The organism is Levilactobacillus namurensis DSM 19117 (assembly GCF_001434785.1).
GTDB classification, from domain to species: domain Bacteria; phylum Bacillota; class Bacilli; order Lactobacillales; family Lactobacillaceae; genus Levilactobacillus; species Levilactobacillus namurensis.
On the sequence record NZ_AZDT01000055.1, the window covers coordinates 57,886 to 73,759 of the forward strand.

Consider the following 15,874-nt stretch of genomic DNA (forward strand, 5'->3'; position numbering starts at 1 on the left):
GATAACGTATACTAAGGAGCTGATGTCATGATCGAACCCTATTTGCTGGAAGAACTGGTAGCCTTTAGCCGGACTGGGACGTTGGCGAAGACTGCCCAACAATTGCACGTCACCCAACCCACGGTGACCCGGGGGATGCAGAAGCTTGAAGACGACCTGGGGGTGCAACTCTTCGACCGGCAGCCCAACCGAATCACGCTGACGGCCACTGGGCGCCACGCTGCGGAACTGGCGACCCGGCTCATGGCGCAACATCAAGCGTTCTCAACTCAGGTCCAGGCGTTCGACCACGCCCAACGGGTCTTGACCATCACCGCGACCCTGCCCGGACCACTCCTGTTGGCCCGCCAGATTGCCCAGCACACCGACCAGGCACTGAGTGTGACCACGACCTTTTCACCCATCGACCAGGCCACCGATCTGTTGACCACGCACCAAGCGACCCTAGTCTTGACCCAACGGGAGTTACAGACACCGACACTGGAATCGCGCTACTTAGGACGCGAAAAGCTCGCGGTCAACCTCGACCAGTTCATGTACCAAGCCAACCAGACCACCGTGACCTTTGCGGAGCTCCGGGGGATGAGCTTCCTGGTGCTCCAAGATATCGGCAGCTGGCGCGAGGTGATCCAACGGGAGATTCCGCAGGCCAAGTTCCTCTACCAGACCCAGCCCAGCGCCTTTCGTGAAATCACCACCTACTCCGACTTTCCCTACTTCAGCACCAACCTCTCGCGCTTCGACCCGCACGTGGCCACCCCGACGGACCACCGCGTACGCCGCCCCATCCGTGACGCGGCCGCCCAGATGCCCATCTACGCCAGCTACCTCAAGGCTGACCGGCAACGAGTTAAGCCAGTGCTGGCGGCGTTACGTGCGCATTGGCCGGACGATTAAGCGTGGGACCCGAGGCAGTGTCTCGTCAAGAAAAAAAGGCGTCCGGGATAGTCCCAGACGCCTTCAGTGTTAGTTCGTTGCGTGACTCTGCCGGTGATAGTTGATGGCACTGATGCCCGCAATGGCCACGGCTAGGAGCAAGGTGATCCAGAAGTCGACCCGGCCACCCTGGTAGGTGCGCGTCGCCAGACTGCCCTGGCCTTGATTTTGGAAAATCGCCATTAAGGCCGTCAAGAAGACCACGCCGGTCGCCCCCGCCAACTGTTGGACCATGTTGAAGAGCGAACTGATGTCGGTCGCCGCTTGGACGGGAACCTGCGTGGTGGCATTGGAAATCGTGTTGGAGAAACAGAAGTTGAACCCGGCTCGTAGGACGATGAAGAAGACTAACAGCCACAGCGCGGTGAGTTTCGGCTGGAAGGCTAAGAAACACAGCGCCCCCACCACCAACAGGCTGGTCCCGATGCGTATCGGCAGTTGGAATCCGCGTTGGTCAGCCAAGTGGCCCGCCAGTGGCGAGATGACCGCGCCAACTAGCGTCCCCGGTAAGAGGATAATCCCGGCTAACAGGGCCCCGGTATGCAGGACGTACTGGGCGTAAACGGGAATCACCACGGAGATCCCGATGTTTAAGAATTGGAGGCCGAAGTAGGTCAGTGCATCGTCGCGGACCGCCGCGTGCCGGAAGACTTGGAGGTTGACTAACTGCGCGGCTCCCCGGTTATTTTGCCAGACGAACCCGCCAAAGAGCACCACGGCCAACACCAGTAAGCCCCAGAAACTTAGGCTAAAGCCCTGCTTGCCAATCACGGAAAAAGCGTAGACCCAGGTCAGCATCGCTAAGGCTAACGCGATGAAGCTGGGCCAGCTAAACGGCTTGGGGTGCGCGCTGACTTCACCCCGGACAAAGATCTGACCACCAATCAAGCTGATTAGACCGAACGGTAACAGGAACCAGAAGATCATCCGCCAACTCATGGTCGACGAGACTAGCCCGCCGTACGTCGGCCCTAACGCGGGGGCCAGGGAAATGATCATCCCGGCGATGCCGGTCATCATCCCCAGCTTGGCGCGTGGCACTTGGGTGAAGATCAGGTGAAAGAGAATCGGCGTGGCTAGCCCGGTCGCGGTGGCCTGGACCAACCGGCCAACCAGCAGGATGGTGAAGCTGGGGGCAACGGCGCAGATGACGTCGCCGACCACGAACGCGATGACCGCGATAACTTGCAGATGCTGGGGATGATACTTTTTCAGGAGGTACGCGGTGGTCCCCATCATAATGGTCACCATCAGGAGGTAGGCCGTGGTGATCCACTGCGTCATGTCTAGTGAAATGCCAAACTCCCGGGAGAGTTCCGGATACGTCACGTTCATCGACGTCTCGGTCATGATCCCCAGTAAGCTAAGTAAGGCCACCGACAAGATGGCGCCCCAAGTGCGGGGATGAATCTGATTTTCCATGGTTTGATGCCCTCTTTGTTTTGTGTTTAAGTTTATTTTAGCACGGGGTGTCCAGTTTAACCGCCATAAAAAAGGGGCACCCAGTCGTCACTGAATGCCCGTTAAATCTTCTTTTATCTGCTGGTCTCAGGAATCCGAAAGTCTGCTAAATTGACCGTTACCAAGTGTTCCACGTCATATTCCGCTAACTCCAACTCACCAGATGGTGTAGCGGCGGGTAAGTCCGTCACCCGCGCCAACGTCTTACCAATAATGTCACGCGCAACAATCAAAGCTTGTGCCGCGCTGGTGCCACGGATCCACGTGCCATGATTGATATCGGGAATCTCAACATTATACTCACCGTTATCCGGATGAAGAATGACGGGATAGGTCACCATTTGTGCTTGCATCATTTTAGCCTCCTCGGACTAAGTTAATCACCTGAGCACACGAAACGGACCACCACTGACGGATAGTCCACCTAAACTGACTGTCGTTGCATTCTATACAACAACTTTTATGGCTGATATCACCTTACCGGATTGTAAGGGATAACATTCTTGGCTTTATCATACCACCCGATAGACTAAATACAAGTGGAGACTCTCCCCTGCATACGCGGGGAACACTTACGACGGATTCCGTACGAGAACCGACGGATAGAATCACCCCCACACACGCGGGGAACACAACCTTTTTTGACCAACTAAACAGCAAATATCAGAATCACCCCCACACACGCGGGGAACACTGTAGTCATCGTAAGTGGTCATGATCGGTTGAAGAATCACCCCCACACACGCGGGGAACACCGATTAGACGAACAAACGATTCAGTAGGATTAGGAATCACCCCCACACACGCGGGGAACACTAAACAGGTATGATTAACCTAACAATTCCAATGGAATCACCCCCACACACGCGGGGAACACACTAAGCAAACGCCGTCAAATCAATGTTTGTAAATCGACTACCTATCAAATTTAATCACTTAACTACTCTCCCCCACTAAAACTAAAAGAAATTTAACCTTATCTTTCAAGCATCGTACTTCTTACTTGGGAATCTACTCATAAGCTAGTACAATATGAGTACAAGATAACTAGGAGGGGATTAACTATGACACAAACAACTAAAAAGCGAATCCACGTTCAAGTTGATCGATCTCTTGCTGACGAAGGCGATGCCGTTCTCAGCGAGCTCGGTTTAACACCTACGACCGCAATTACAATGTTCTACAAGCGTTTGGTCGCTCAGGGAGCATTGCCTTTTCCCGCTGAGTTAACTCAACGGGAAAAAGACGAACTGGCTATCCAGAAACTAACCACCGACTGGCCAGTTAAAGACTTAAAAACACCAGAAGAGATAAAGGATTGGGCAGAAAAAGATGACTAAGACTATCGCGACTGCTTACGTCCGCTTTATCCAAATACCTGGTGGAAAGCGTCGGCCCATCTACATCCTCCGTGAAACACCAGACAAAATCTTCTTCTTTGACATCACTACTAAGTACACAGGCAAGTCTAAGTTCATGAAACAGTGGTACTTCGAAATCGAGGATTATCTGACTACTGGGTTAAAGAAACACTCCTGGATTGACGCTTATCAAATTTATTTGCTTACTAAAGGGACCACAAAAATTAGCTACATTGGCACACTGAGTGATGCCGACACTTCACGTCTTCACGAGTTCCTGAAGCAAATTAGTTCAAAGAGAGTCCGGCATACGCCTTAATAAGGCATCAAACTAAATTCCCTCACACACGGAGAACACAAGTCCTCGCAATCGCGAGGCCTTTTTTGATGAGGATCACCCCCGCATACACGGGGAACACCAAATATAAAAACTTCGATGAGCTATTTTGTTGGAATCACCCCCACATACGCGGGGAACACCAAGACGATTGAAGGTGCAGCACGCTTCTACAAGAATCACCCCCCCACACACGGGGAACACTATCAGGAAAGAGGAAATGCAGGATGAATGATAGAATCACCCCCACATACGCGGGGAACACACTAAACAAACGCCGCCAAATCAACGTTCTTAAATCGACAACCCAACAAACTTAATCACTTAATCTAACTATAATTATACCTACCCCTCAAGCCAACCACCACTAGTATGATCTTAAAAAACACCATTTCCCACAATTATCTAAATACCCCTACAATAAAAAAGCTAACCACAAAGGCTAGCTTATCCTAAATCGTTCTTACTCCCTAATCACACTCAGAAGTAGCGGATGATGGTCCGCTACTCCTCTTTCATCTAAAACCAGCGGCTAATCTACTCAATCCGCCATCAGCTCATATATTCGCGCTGCTGTCTCACCAATGTCATCGTAATTTAAGATTCGTTCCTCCACAAAACGGTATCCATATCGGCGATAAAACTGCTCTGCTGACGCATCACGAGTCAATACGTCTAGGTGAATGACCCGCTGACCCGCATCTCGAGCTGCCTGAACCAGCGCTTGCATGAGTGCCGTAGCCAACCCTCGACGACGAAAATCCGGATGGACGGCCAAAAGGTGTAGGACCGCAATCTGACGATCAACAACAACGTAAGACCAGTTCACACCTTGATAATTTTCATCGTCCCCAACTGATAGGATACCGGCTGCCACAACCTTCTGGTCGATGAACCCAGCTATGACACGCCGAGTCTGTAAAGCCTCCCGCAACAGGTTCCGGCTAGGATACTCACCCCAATGCCAGTCTGGGGTGTCGTCCCCAGATTGCTGGGCACATACAGCTTGGTAAAACTGGATAAGGAGTTCCAAATCAGCTGAAGTTAAAGTCCTAACTGCATCGAAAGTCATCGATTTATTTCCTCCTTCACTAAGAATTGCTCCCTAAAACATCTTACACGCATGACCACCGAACAACTATACCACAAAAAGTGACAGGCCATAACAGCTTTTCACAATTACTATGTATCATCACTACCCAAGAAAAGCATTCCCCGTACTATATCTTGGCAGACCACCATCATCATTTTTTTAGATTATTCTCCGACATACACTTGGTGGCTTCGGGGAAATTCACGCTTGAAAGCAGCTTGGGCAGCATGTTTGGCCGTACCAACAGTCACGGGATAGGTAGTCGTAACGTTGCGATACCCCTGTTCAACCAACGTTACCCGTTGTTGTGTAATCGTCAGTGTCACCGACCGATCCTTCTTGCGCGTTAGTAGCACCAATCGCCCAGGGCGCGACGTTTTAAGCATTTGCTTCATCAGTGTAGTCGCTTGTTTCAAGGGGATACACTTCATTTAGTCACCCCCAGGATTTGGATGAGCTCGTGACTAAACGTGGACTTTTGTAAGTCGTGACTGATAAACACTACGATGGCACGGTGACCTTGATGTATAAAAGCTAGGCGCGCAGATCCCAATTTACCTAAGTTTGTACGAAATTCGTAACAGGAAGCTCCAGATACCTTAGTACGGGTTGCCAGCTTGACTTTCGTCATTCCAGTCGCGATTTCCCGATTAACAGCATCTGAAATTTGTCGTTCAATGATTGCTTGTTGATGCACGTAGCGTTTGAAAAACGCCTTGCATCCGCGCTGATCAAAGATTACCGTTATCATTTCATCATCTCCGCTAAATTTCACCACTCCCTTTATATCACCCTCTTCATTTTAGTCAGTGTTTAAGCGTTTTTCAATTTGAATTATGTATATCATGGCCTAAAAAATAGCACCTTCACGCGTAAACGTAAAGACGCCATTTAATAATTCGCTGTTGCGAAAATTCCCCCCGCACACACGGGGAACACAAGTCCGTCCCGGAATCCGCTGGAGTCCCGATAGAATCACCCCCGCACACACGGGGAACACTCTAAACAAACGCCGCCAAATCAGCATTCGCAAAAACAGCTATCCACCAAATTTAATCACTTACGATTATACTTGCCACCCAGTTAGCCGGCAAATACATGGTCTTCAAAAACCACAATCTCTCACAAGGATTCCAATAATCCATCCCACTCAAAAAGCGTGCCCGCCCACCTGACAACCGTCAGATGCTGCGAGCACGCTTCGTTTTACATAAGCTTCAGCACCATCACCGACTCCACGTGCCGTGACCACCTTCAATGAATTACACATTACCTTTAAACAGCGCTACGGTGGGATTATATATGTCTCTGTAACGGCAGTAACTTTGTCTACACAACCATTAAACTCCAAAATTGGATGATTTTTAACATTAGTTATAGGCAATGATTCTAATCGGTCCGGTTGCCTACTAGTATACGCAATCATCGAGCTGACCAGCAAACCTATAGCCTCTAAAAACGTAATTTCCTACAATTATCTAAATATCCCCACAACCAAAAATACTATTTCACCACATAAACCTGATAACTCCGCGGAAATTCACGTTTAAAAGCCGCTTGTACCACATGCTTAGCTGATCCATCCTGCAACAGGTAGGTGGTTGTCGTGTCCTGATATCCCTGTTCGGTTAAGATGCCCGTTTGATCATGAATGATTAGTGTTACCGACCGGTCTTTTTTATGCGTCAGCAGAACTAACCATTTATTTCTTATCCTAAACATATTACTGATACTTTTGAATTTGTACTTTTTATCTCACAATATATAATCCGATTATTGATTAATCATAAAACGGTTCCGTTCTACTAACTTCAAGCTCAACAGCCCTTTCTCGCCCCCGCAAACGCCACGCCCGGCGAACTTGGGGCCAGCGCAGTTCCCAGAAACACCCCTGGACCGTATCACCATTCTTTTCCCAGTCGCCGTGTCGCTGGGTAATGTCAAAAATTTGCTGCCACGAGTGGTGCTTCACGCGTTGCTGTTGTGCCTTAGGAAGACTCATAAACCACGCTTGATCCTGTTCCCAAGCTGCTTCACTAGTTACCATCGAAATACGCCAGTCGTTTAAGACAAAGTTCCAGTGTTCAAAATCACTCAGTAAGATTTGCGATTCTGCGACTTCCACCTCAAGACACACTTGGTCGGCGTAATCATGTCGATCACGAAAATCAGGGCGTTGGTGGTGCCAATTTCGTCGATACCAAGCCCAAATTGGCGTTGTCACATCGGCTGGTGGCAAACCAACCTTACGCTTCAATTGTATTTGCATCCAGTGATACGCAGCGGCATAATCTGTGAACTCGTGGTCCAGCGCCTGCCGTGGATCACACACGAAGCGCCCCGTTTTCTTAAGTTGCTGGTACACACTGTAAGGTTGATTGGTCCAAACAATCATCGTTTATCCTCATTTCCAACCGGTAATGTCCAAACCAGCCATTTTTTTAAAACCCGTTAGCATTGATCGTAAAGAGGTCCCTGAATTGTCAAAGGGTATCCTGTATAGTCCTTAAAAGTGTATCAAATTGAGTAGTAGCCGTCACTAGCGCCTTCCAAATATCGTAAAATCCTCTTAAAATTAATAGATGAAATATTAGTCTTCCATCTATTAATCCTAAGGGGATTTTGAATAGCCCTTTTCACTTTTATAGCATCTTTGGATCATTTAAAATTTGTTCTACCGCCACAGCTAAATCCGTCACCGGACGACCCAAAATTTGTTCAAGTGTACGTGAATCTGCCACGTCTTCGCCATTATGTCCAACCTGCGCGTAACTTTGATAAGCTGCCGTTAATTGCTGTTCCATTGGCGTTAAGTGTGCCATTGCTAAATTATCTAGCAACTGGGTCCCTGAGACCTCATGTACCTGAATCGTCTTTTGAGCAACTTTAGCTGCCACTTGACCTAACTCCTGGTACGTTACTGGACGACCAGCTAAGTTCACGATTTCCGGGGTGTGATCAGCTAAAACCACCCGAGCACCGGCCTCAGCTAAATCTTGCTTAAGGACCCAGGCTACCCGACCACCAGCCGAAGCATCTGATAAATAACCAGTTTGTATCGCTGCTTTAAGTTGCGGTGCAACCATTTCAAGATAGAAGCCATTACGCAAAAACGTATGCGAAATTCCTGTAGCACGGAGTAATCGCTCAGTTTCACGGTGATTTTGTTCCAACCCAAACTTTGGATATTCTAGGCCGAAAAGACTAGTATACGCTACAAATTTAATAGTACTTCGCTGAAGGGCTTGGACAACATTTCGTTGAAGGTTTTGGTCTGGCACAGAAACGAAAAGTATCCGATCAATATCGCGAAAAGCTTGCTGCAAGGACGCTGGGTCCCGATAATCACCAATTCGCGGTGTCACGCCCTGTTCCTGTAATTCCTGATTGTGGTTCGTGTTTCGAACCAACCCATATAACTCGGTACCTACAGATGCGAATTGTCGGAGACTTTTCAACGCTCGTTGCCCGTATCCACCAGTAGCTCCTGTTACTAAAATTTTCATAAATTAACCTCCTAAAATGCCGTTCCCAAATTTTGAGCAGCCTGAACCTGATCACTTCCTAAAACTTCCCCCCAACTAGGCCAATGCAAGTAATGCTCAAAATTATGATACCAATCGGTTAAACTTTGATAATCATGACCACCCGCAACGCCCAATAAAACATCGATAAAAGTTTGGGTTAATTGATCCAGCCGTCCTACACGTCGGGTAGACCTAATTAAAATAACAACGTTTTTCATAAGAAGTCCTCCAATAACGTAAAGTGCTGTTGCCCATTATGACTAGTATTTTCTTGCTGAACAATTCCTAAAATATTAATTTCATCCAAAATATGGATAAAAATTGAAAATTGTCCACTTTATCGTTAAACTGATCCTAAATTCCCCCAGTCAGGAGGCCCCACACCATGCAAAATCAAACGAATTGGCTCATTGCTCACACCCTAGAAGCGCTATTAACTACGACCCCTTTTGAAAAAGTTCGCGTCACAACTCTTTGTCGTGCCTGCCAGATTTCACCGCAAACTTTTTATAACCACTTTACCGATAAATATGCGCTAGTAGCCTGGATGTTTCGTCAAGACTACATTCAAGCAACCAACCAAGCTCATTCTTATACAATTAGCCTATTGATCCAGGTAACCCAACAACTTCTCAGCCACAAGAGCTTTTATCGGCAGGTGTACCAAGTTAACTCCCAAAATTCAATTAATCATTACATCTACCAGTTCAATCTTAAGTTGGCCACGCAGGCCGTGATGAGTAATTATCATCAGGAACACTTAACCGTTGAGCAGACCCTAGCCATTAAGTACCACACCTACGGTACTATGGCTTTGTTTCAAGAACTACTTTACGACCAACTGGACATTCCGCTTAATGATCTCTGCATATTTGAATATCAACGAACCCCCGATTTTCTGAAACAAGCGTTATCTAAAAACTTCTAGTCCCATACCGGCAAACGATACCAATACTGACTTAGTTACCATCATTAGTTGTATACCCTAAAGCTATCATTTTACGACTAACCGAATAACTTCTTAGTTAAAAAAGCTGTCACTTTATCCTTTCCAAGATTAAAGTAACAGCCTTTTGTTAGTCATTAATTCACCAGCCAAAGATTAAAATCACCTCCGCATACACAGGCAAAAACTGCCAATTGGAAGAGATTAGGAATCACCCCCGTACACACGGGGAACACGCTAATTCATCGTAGGACCCTGGCATGTAGTCAGAATCACCCCCGTACACACGGGGAACACCAGGTGCTGAACCAAAGTACACCGACGCACAGGGAATCACCCCCGTACACACGGGGAACACCTTCCATATTGATTAATCTAAGCAGTTTACCGAGAATCACCCCCGTACACACGGGGAACACACGGCCGGAAAGTCGTTGGCTACGAAATTACAGGAATCACCCCCGTACACACGGGGAACACGCGACCATGAAATTGCAAAATCGAATTGATGAGGAATCACCCCCGCACACACGGGGAACACCCTTAACAGAGTAAACTGTTTTGCTTGTTATTGGAATCACCCCCGCACACACGGGGAACACACTAAACAAACACCGCCAAATCAGCATTCGCAAAACGGCTATTCGCCAAATTTAATCACTTACGATTATACCTGCCACCCAGCTAGCCGGCAAATGCATGGCCTCCAAAAAACACAATCTCTCACAAGGATTCCAATAATTCATCCCACTCAAAAAGCGTGCCCGCTCACCTGACGACTGTCAGATGCTGCGAGCACGCTTTATTTTGACATAACCTTAGTCTTTCCGCTTCAGCACCGTCACCGATTCCACGTGCGGCGTCTGTGGGAACTGGTCGACGGGTTGAATGTCCCCATCGATTACGTATCCCAACTCTTCGAAGTGGGCCACGTCGCGGACCAGCGTCGATGGGTTACAGCTAACGTAAACCACCTTGCGCGGCGCCATCTTAGCGGCACTTTCAATCAAGCTAGGAGCCAAGCCCTTTCGTGGTGGATCGACCACGATCACGTCCGGCTTGACGCCATCTGCCTGCCACTGCGCCATCTGATCTTCCGCCTTGTTCACGGCGAAGTCCACGTTGGTCAGGTGGTTCTTCTGGGCGTTAACCTTCGCATCCTCAATGGCCTCAGGGACGATTTCGACCCCGTAGACCTGCTTGGCGTGCTTGGCCAGGGCCAATGAAATGGTCCCAATCCCACAGTAGGCATCAATCACCGTCTCGTTGCCCGTCAGGCCGGCCTTATCAATGGCCATCTGGTAGAGCTTTTCCGTCTGTTGCGGGTTCACTTGGTAGAAGGACCGTGCCGAAATCGCAAACGTTAAGCCCATCAATTGGTCTTCAATCGTCGGCTTGCCGTAAAGGACCCGCGTCACGTTCCCCATGATTACGTTGGTCCGCTTGGCGTTGACGTTTAACACGATGCTCTTGACCTCAGGTAGCGCCTGGTGAATCTGCTCCACCAGTTGGGCCTGACTCGGAATCTTCTGCTGACGACTGATCAAGACGATCATCATCTCGTGACTGTAGTAGCCCCGCCGTACCATGATGTTGCGGATGACGCCCTTATCGTTGATTTCATCGTAAGCAGGAATCTGGAACTGCCGTAACAGGTCGCGGACCTTCACGATGGCCTTATCGATCTCGGGGTCCTGGATATAGAAGTCTTCCAGCGGAATCAGGTCATGGCTGTGTTGCCGGTAGAAACCGGTCTCCAGTTGGCCCTTGAGCTGCCGAACCGGCACTTGAGCCTTGTTCCGGTACTGAGTCGGGTGGTCCATCCCCAAAGTCGGGGCCACGGCCACGTCAATGTGGGCTTTCTTGAACAACTCGGCGATCTGGTCATGCTTGAACGCCAATTGCGCCGGATAACTCAGATGCTGCAAAGGCGCGATGCCCGTCTGCCGGTAAGTCTTATCGACATCGGTGACCCGGTCAGGTGACGTGGTCTTGAAGGCCACGACCCGTGCGAACCCGTAGTGCTTTTGGACCTTAGTCACTTGAATCGTGACCACTTCGCCGGGTAAGGCGTTTTCGATAAACAGGGAAAAGTCGTCGACCTTAGCTAAGCCTAACCCTTGGTAGGTCAGGTCCGTAATGGTGACGTCTAACTGTTGGTTCTTCTTTACTGGTGCTGTGCTTTTCATAATTACCTCATATTTTCTAAGCGTTAAAAAAGGGACTTTGCACCATTATGACGCAAAATCCCCTTTCCGTAAACGATTATCTATTTTTTGGCGGCCGCATCGGTCGAATCAGTCGCCGGGTCCGCAGGCAGTTCTTCCACCTGCTTGACGAATTTCTGTTCTGCTTCTAGCATTTCTGGCGACTCCATGGTCACCGCGGAATCCGGAATGGCGTCTAGGTTGGCGTACATCTCAATGTGTTGCCGCAAGTTGCGGAACTTCATCGGCGCATCGCCACCATATTCACCGTCTAAGTTGATCATCATCCGGTCTTCCACCGGCCGTGCGACCACTTTACTGGTCTTCACGTAGATGATGTGCGGGTCGTTGATGTGCTTCCCGCCATTCAAGACCAACCCCATCAACCGGAGCAATTCCGGTAGACTGGCCGTCTTAACGATGATCATGGTAAACTTCCCGTCATCTAACGCGGCATCGGGGACGATCTTTTCGAACCCCCCGATGGAATTCGTCAGTGCCAGCAAGAACATCGACGCCTTCCCCCGGAAATGGCCCCCGTCATAGGTCAAGTCCATCTCGATGGGCTTGATCTGCGGCAGGAGTTCGGCGCCCTTGGCCAGGTAAGCCAGGTAACCGAAAATGGATTTCAGGTTGGACGGTACATCGTAGGTCAGCTCGGTCAGTAGACCACCACCCGCAATGTTGATGAAGTACTGGTCACCGGCCTGACCAATGTCCATGTTCACCGTCTGTTCCTTCAAAACCACCTTAGCGGCTGCCAAGGGGTCTTCCCGTGGAATGTGCAGTGCGCGCGCATAGTCGTTGGTGGTCCCGGCCGGGATGATGGCCATCTTGGGACGGTGCGGTAAGCCGGCGATCCCATTGACCACTTGGTTAATGGTCCCGTCGCCACCTGCCGCCACGATGAGCTCGAAACCGGCCCGGGCTACCCGAGTTGCCTCGTCACGAGCCGAATTCGGCGCTGGCGTGGTCGCGTAAGCACTGGTTTCATAGCCGGCCTGCTCGAACACTGCCAAAATATCAATTAAATCTTTCTTTAACGCCTCACGGCCTGAGGTTGGGTTATAAATCACCCGTGCCCGTTTACGCATGCTGGTGCCTCCATTGTTCTCTAGTGTTTCAAAGCAGCCATCAATAACTTGTTGACCACTTGTGGGTTGGCTTGCCCGTGGGTCTGCTTCATAATCTGGCCCACCAGGTAACCGACTGCCCGGTCTTTCCCGTTATTAAAGTCTTCGATGGATTGTGGATTCTGGTCCAACACATCATCGATGATTGGTTGAAGCTTAGCTGGATCGGATAATTGAACCAAGCCGTGCGCTTCCACGTAGGCCTTAGGTTCCTCACCCTTGGTCACGGCCTTGAAGACCTTCTTGGCCATCTTGGTCGAAATCGTGCCATCGGAAATGAGGTTAATCATACCGGCTAAGTTGGCTGGTGTCAACTTAGTGGCGGACAGATCAACTTGGTTATCGTTCAGGTAGGCGTTCACGTCCCCTTGCAGATAGTTGGCCGCCATCTTCGGATCCGCCTTCAACGCGATCATAGCATCGAAGAAGTCAGACATTTCCTTAGTCTGGGTAATGACCATGGCGTCGTAGTCGGTCAAGCCTAAGTCGTTGACGTAACGTTCACGCCGCTTCCCAGGCATTTCCGGCATCGCTGCCTGTAAGTCCTTGATCCAGTCATCGGAGATGTTCAGCGCTGGCAAGTCGGGTTCTGGGAAGTACCGGTAGTCATCGGAACCTTCCTTGACCCGCATCAGAATCGTCTCGCCAGTCTTTTCGTCGAACCGCCGTGTCTCCTGTCGTACGCTACCGCCGGACATCAAGACTTGTTGTTGCCGCTTTTCTTCGTACTCCAGGCCCCGCTTGACGTAAGTGAAGGAGTTCAAGTTCTTCAATTCCGTCTTGGTCCCGAACTTCTCTTGACCCACCGGCCGAACCGAAATGTTAACGTCGACCCGCATGGACCCTTCTTCCATCTTCACGTCAGAAATCCCCGTGAATTGGATTCGTTGCCGCAAGGCTTCCAGGTAAGCGTAGGCTTCCGCTGGAGAAGCAATGTCAGGCTTCGACACGATTTCAATCAGCGGCGTGCCTTGCCGGTTCAAGTCCACGTAGGAATAGTTCCGTTCGTGGGTGTTCTTCCCGGCATCTTCTTCAATGTGCATTTCTTCGATCCCGATTTTCTTCTTCACACCGTCAACCGTGATCTCGACCCACCCGTCATGCGCAATTGGCTTGTCCGCTTGCGTGATCTGGTAAGCCTTGGGGTTATCTGGATAGAAGTAGTTCTTCCGGTCGAAGTGGGTGTGTTGTTCCACGTCCGCGTGTAAGGCCAGTGCCGCGATGATGCCATCAGCGACAACGCCCTTGTTGGTGGTCGGCAGAACCCCTGGATATCCCCAGTCGATCACGTTGGTGTTGGCGTTAGGGTCATCCCCAAATTCAACGGGTGATGGACTAAAGATTTTCGAATTCGTCTTTAATTCAACGTGGACTTCCAGTCCGATAGTCGTTTCAAAATTCATTAGTTGTGACCCCCTAACGTTGGAACTTTGGTATGAAATTCTGTGTTTTGTTCAAAGGCGTAACCAGCCTGATAGAGCGTGCTTTCGTCAAATGGCCGTCCAATCAGTTGCATCCCGATTGGCAACCCCTTACTGAAGCCGGCTGGTAAGGACAACCCCGGCAAGCCCGCTAAGTTGACTGGAATCGTCAAAATATCGTTCATGTACATGGTCATCGGGTCGGTGATCTCTTCACCAATGCCGAACGCCGTGGTTGGCGTAACGGGGCCCATGATGAAGTCGTGGTCCTTTAAGATGGCCTTGAAGTCGTTCAAGATGACCGTCCGGACCCGAGCCGCCTTCAAGAAGTAGGCATCGTAGAACCCGGCAGATAAGGAGAACGTCCCTAACATGATCCGGCGTTTAACTTCTTCACCAAAGCCTTCGGAACGGGACTTCACGTAGACGTCTTCCAGGTTCTTGACATCCTGAGCCCGGTAACCGTAACGAATCCCATCGAACCGTTGTAAGTTCGAGGACGCTTCGGATGAAGCGATGATGTAGTAAGCTGCGACCCCGTACTTGTTATGCGGTAAGGAGACTTCGTCGACCGTCGCCCCTAATTTCCGGTAAGTGTCCGCTGCCGCTAAGATGGCCTGCTTCACGTCATCGGCGATCCCGTCACCCAGGAATTCCTTCGGCAACCCAATCCGTAAGCCCTTGACGCTAGTCGCAGCCGTCAAGTCTGCCGCGTAATTCGGCACTGCTTTATCGGAACTGGTCAGGTCGTGTTGGTCGTGCCCAGCAATCGCGCTGAGCATCAAGGCGTTGTCCTTAACGGTTCGCGTCATAGGGCCAATAGCATCCAAGCTAGACCCGAAGGCAATCAGACCCCACCGGGAAACGCGACCGTAAGTTGGCTTCATCCCAACGACCCCGTTGAAGGAGGCCGGTTGGCGAATCGACCCACCGGTATCGGACCCTAAGGTTGCGGGAACCATTCCGGCCGCCACAGCGGCTGCCGAACCACCCGAAGACCCACCAGGGACCTTGGTGTGGTCCCAGGCGTTCTTGGTAGTCTTAAAGGCGGAGTTTTCCGTCGAACTCCCCATGGCGAATTCATCCAAGTTGGTCTTCCCCACAGAAATCATCTGGGCGTTAGCCAACTTCTGAACCACCGTGGCGTCGTAGACCGGCTTGAAGTTCCCTAAGATCTTCGAGCCCGCCGTAGTCGTGACGTTCTTAGTCACTAAGTTGTCCTTTAACGCCATTGGAATCCCAGCTAAGGGCTGGTCTTCGCTAATGCCGGCCGCGTCGATCTGGTCGGCTTGCGCCAAAGCTTCATCTTCATTTAAATGCAAGAAGGCATCGACTTGGGGATCCGTAGCCTTGATATTGGCAAAAGTCTGTTGCGTTAATTCCTTAGCGCTGTACTTCTTAGCCACCAAATCGGCATGCAGACTGGCGAGGTCTTGCTTTAAGTAATCCATT

At 50.1% G+C, this 15,874-nt stretch carries 14 protein-coding genes and 2 CRISPR repeat arrays; of the genes, 3 read left to right on the plus strand and 11 right to left on the minus strand.

Translation table 11 applies throughout. The annotated features are described in order from the left end of the window. Positions 1 to 27 precede the first annotated feature (27 nt). Positions 28 to 897 carry a LysR family transcriptional regulator gene (locus FD30_RS08120; RefSeq protein ID WP_056944606.1) on the plus strand — a complete coding sequence of 290 codons (870 nt, stop codon included), beginning with the start codon at positions 28 to 30 and terminating at the stop codon, positions 895 to 897. A gap of 69 nt (positions 898 to 966) precedes the next feature. Here FD30_RS08120 and FD30_RS08125 read toward each other — a convergent pair whose 3' ends face one another. Further along, positions 967 to 2,358: an MFS transporter gene (locus FD30_RS08125; protein ID WP_056944607.1), complete on the minus strand. Its 1,392-nt coding sequence runs from the start codon at positions 2,356 to 2,358 to the stop codon at positions 967 to 969. A 113-nt stretch (positions 2,359 to 2,471) separates the two neighbouring features. Next, positions 2,472 to 2,750, minus strand: a complete 279-nt coding sequence (locus FD30_RS08130; RefSeq protein WP_056944608.1) for a hypothetical protein — start codon at positions 2,748 to 2,750, stop codon at positions 2,472 to 2,474. Positions 2,751 to 2,940: 190 nt separating this feature from the next. Beyond that, positions 2,941 to 3,274: direct repeats of the CRISPR family, unit length 29 nt; unit sequence AGAATCACCCCCACACACGCGGGGAACAC. Between the two features lie 187 nt (positions 3,275 to 3,461). Between FD30_RS08130 and FD30_RS08135 the strand changes: the two genes are divergently transcribed. Further along, positions 3,462 to 3,737, plus strand: a complete 276-nt coding sequence (locus FD30_RS08135) for a type II toxin-antitoxin system RelB/DinJ family antitoxin (protein ID WP_056944609.1) — start codon at positions 3,462 to 3,464, stop codon at positions 3,735 to 3,737. An 899-nt stretch (positions 3,738 to 4,636) separates the two neighbouring features. On the opposite strand, the gene FD30_RS08145 is transcribed toward FD30_RS08135, so the two are convergent. The 5 genes from FD30_RS08145 to FD30_RS08175 form a co-directional block, all read right to left on the minus strand. Beyond that, a complete protein-coding gene (locus tag FD30_RS08145; protein WP_056944611.1) occupies positions 4,637 to 5,167 on the minus strand; it encodes a GNAT family N-acetyltransferase in 531 nt (176 codons plus the stop codon). A 185-nt stretch (positions 5,168 to 5,352) separates the two neighbouring features. After that, on the minus strand, positions 5,353 to 5,514 hold the full coding sequence (locus FD30_RS11790; protein WP_225426499.1) for a hypothetical protein: 162 nt from the start codon (positions 5,512 to 5,514) through the stop codon (positions 5,353 to 5,355). A 1,454-nt stretch (positions 5,515 to 6,968) separates the two neighbouring features. Further along, positions 6,969 to 7,583 carry a DUF3841 domain-containing protein gene (locus FD30_RS08165; RefSeq protein ID WP_056944614.1) on the minus strand — a complete coding sequence of 205 codons (615 nt, stop codon included), beginning with the start codon at positions 7,581 to 7,583 and terminating at the stop codon, positions 6,969 to 6,971. A 247-nt stretch (positions 7,584 to 7,830) separates the two neighbouring features. Then, on the minus strand, positions 7,831 to 8,694 hold the full coding sequence (locus FD30_RS08170; RefSeq protein WP_056944615.1) for an NmrA family NAD(P)-binding protein: 864 nt from the start codon (positions 8,692 to 8,694) through the stop codon (positions 7,831 to 7,833). Between the two features lie 11 nt (positions 8,695 to 8,705). Continuing rightward, complete coding sequence (locus FD30_RS08175) at positions 8,706 to 8,933, minus strand: hypothetical protein (RefSeq protein WP_056944616.1); 228 nt, start codon at positions 8,931 to 8,933, stop codon at positions 8,706 to 8,708. 167 nt (positions 8,934 to 9,100) lie between these two features. On the opposite strand from FD30_RS08175, the gene FD30_RS08180 reads away from it, so the two are divergent. Then, positions 9,101 to 9,643 carry a TetR family transcriptional regulator gene (locus tag FD30_RS08180; RefSeq protein ID WP_056944617.1) on the plus strand — a complete coding sequence of 181 codons (543 nt, stop codon included), beginning with the start codon at positions 9,101 to 9,103 and terminating at the stop codon, positions 9,641 to 9,643. A gap of 226 nt (positions 9,644 to 9,869) precedes the next feature. After that, a CRISPR array of direct repeats spans positions 9,870 to 10,263; the repeat unit is 28 nt; unit sequence GAATCACCCCCGTACACACGGGGAACAC. Between the two features lie 216 nt (positions 10,264 to 10,479). On the opposite strand, the gene rlmD is transcribed toward FD30_RS08180, so the two are convergent. The 4 genes from rlmD to gatA all read right to left on the minus strand — a co-directional run bounded on the left by rlmD (position 10,480) and on the right by gatA (position 15,873). Further along, complete coding sequence (gene rlmD, locus FD30_RS08185) at positions 10,480 to 11,850, minus strand: 23S rRNA (uracil(1939)-C(5))-methyltransferase RlmD (protein ID WP_056944618.1); 1,371 nt, start codon at positions 11,848 to 11,850, stop codon at positions 10,480 to 10,482. Positions 11,851 to 11,930: 80 nt separating this feature from the next. Continuing rightward, entirely contained in the window at positions 11,931 to 12,962 is a 1,032-nt protein-coding gene (locus tag FD30_RS08190; protein WP_056944619.1) for a diacylglycerol kinase, read from the minus strand. A 20-nt stretch (positions 12,963 to 12,982) separates the two neighbouring features. Next, positions 12,983 to 14,404, minus strand: a complete 1,422-nt coding sequence (gene gatB, locus FD30_RS08195; RefSeq protein WP_024748226.1) for an Asp-tRNA(Asn)/Glu-tRNA(Gln) amidotransferase subunit GatB — start codon at positions 14,402 to 14,404, stop codon at positions 12,983 to 12,985. Further along, positions 14,404 to 15,873 carry an Asp-tRNA(Asn)/Glu-tRNA(Gln) amidotransferase subunit GatA gene (gene gatA, locus FD30_RS08200; protein WP_056944620.1) on the minus strand — a complete coding sequence of 490 codons (1,470 nt, stop codon included), beginning with the start codon at positions 15,871 to 15,873 and terminating at the stop codon, positions 14,404 to 14,406. The genes gatB and gatA overlap by 1 nt, the downstream gene beginning before the upstream one ends. Position 15,874 lies beyond the last annotated feature (1 nt).

What these genes read in the sequence shown, in the direction of transcription:
- FD30_RS08145 (WP_056944611.1), bottom strand. Translation starts at nt 5,167, where the DNA reads ATGACTTTCGATGCAGTTAGGACTTTAACTTCAGCTGATTTGGAACTC.
- FD30_RS08180 (WP_056944617.1), top strand. Translation starts at nt 9,101, where the DNA reads ATGCAAAATCAAACGAATTGGCTCATTGCTCACACCCTAGAAGCGCTA.
- gatA (WP_056944620.1), bottom strand. Translation starts at nt 15,873, where the DNA reads ATGGATTACTTAAAGCAAGACCTCGCCAGTCTGCATGCCGATTTGGTG.
- FD30_RS08130 (WP_056944608.1), bottom strand. Translation starts at nt 2,750, where the DNA reads ATGCAAGCACAAATGGTGACCTATCCCGTCATTCTTCATCCGGATAAC.
- FD30_RS08190 (WP_056944619.1), bottom strand. Translation starts at nt 12,962, where the DNA reads ATGCGTAAACGGGCACGGGTGATTTATAACCCAACCTCAGGCCGTGAG.
- FD30_RS08170 (WP_056944615.1), bottom strand. Translation starts at nt 8,694, where the DNA reads ATGAAAATTTTAGTAACAGGAGCTACTGGTGGATACGGGCAACGAGCG.
- FD30_RS08135 (WP_056944609.1), top strand. Translation starts at nt 3,462, where the DNA reads ATGACACAAACAACTAAAAAGCGAATCCACGTTCAAGTTGATCGATCT.
- FD30_RS08125 (WP_056944607.1), bottom strand. Translation starts at nt 2,358, where the DNA reads ATGGAAAATCAGATTCATCCCCGCACTTGGGGCGCCATCTTGTCGGTG.
- rlmD (WP_056944618.1), bottom strand. Translation starts at nt 11,850, where the DNA reads ATGAAAAGCACAGCACCAGTAAAGAAGAACCAACAGTTAGACGTCACC.
- gatB (WP_024748226.1), bottom strand. Translation starts at nt 14,404, where the DNA reads ATGAATTTTGAAACGACTATCGGACTGGAAGTCCACGTTGAATTAAAG.
- FD30_RS08120 (WP_056944606.1), top strand. Translation starts at nt 28, where the DNA reads ATGATCGAACCCTATTTGCTGGAAGAACTGGTAGCCTTTAGCCGGACT.
- FD30_RS08175 (WP_056944616.1), bottom strand. Translation starts at nt 8,933, where the DNA reads ATGAAAAACGTTGTTATTTTAATTAGGTCTACCCGACGTGTAGGACGG.
- FD30_RS08165 (WP_056944614.1), bottom strand. Translation starts at nt 7,583, where the DNA reads ATGATTGTTTGGACCAATCAACCTTACAGTGTGTACCAGCAACTTAAG.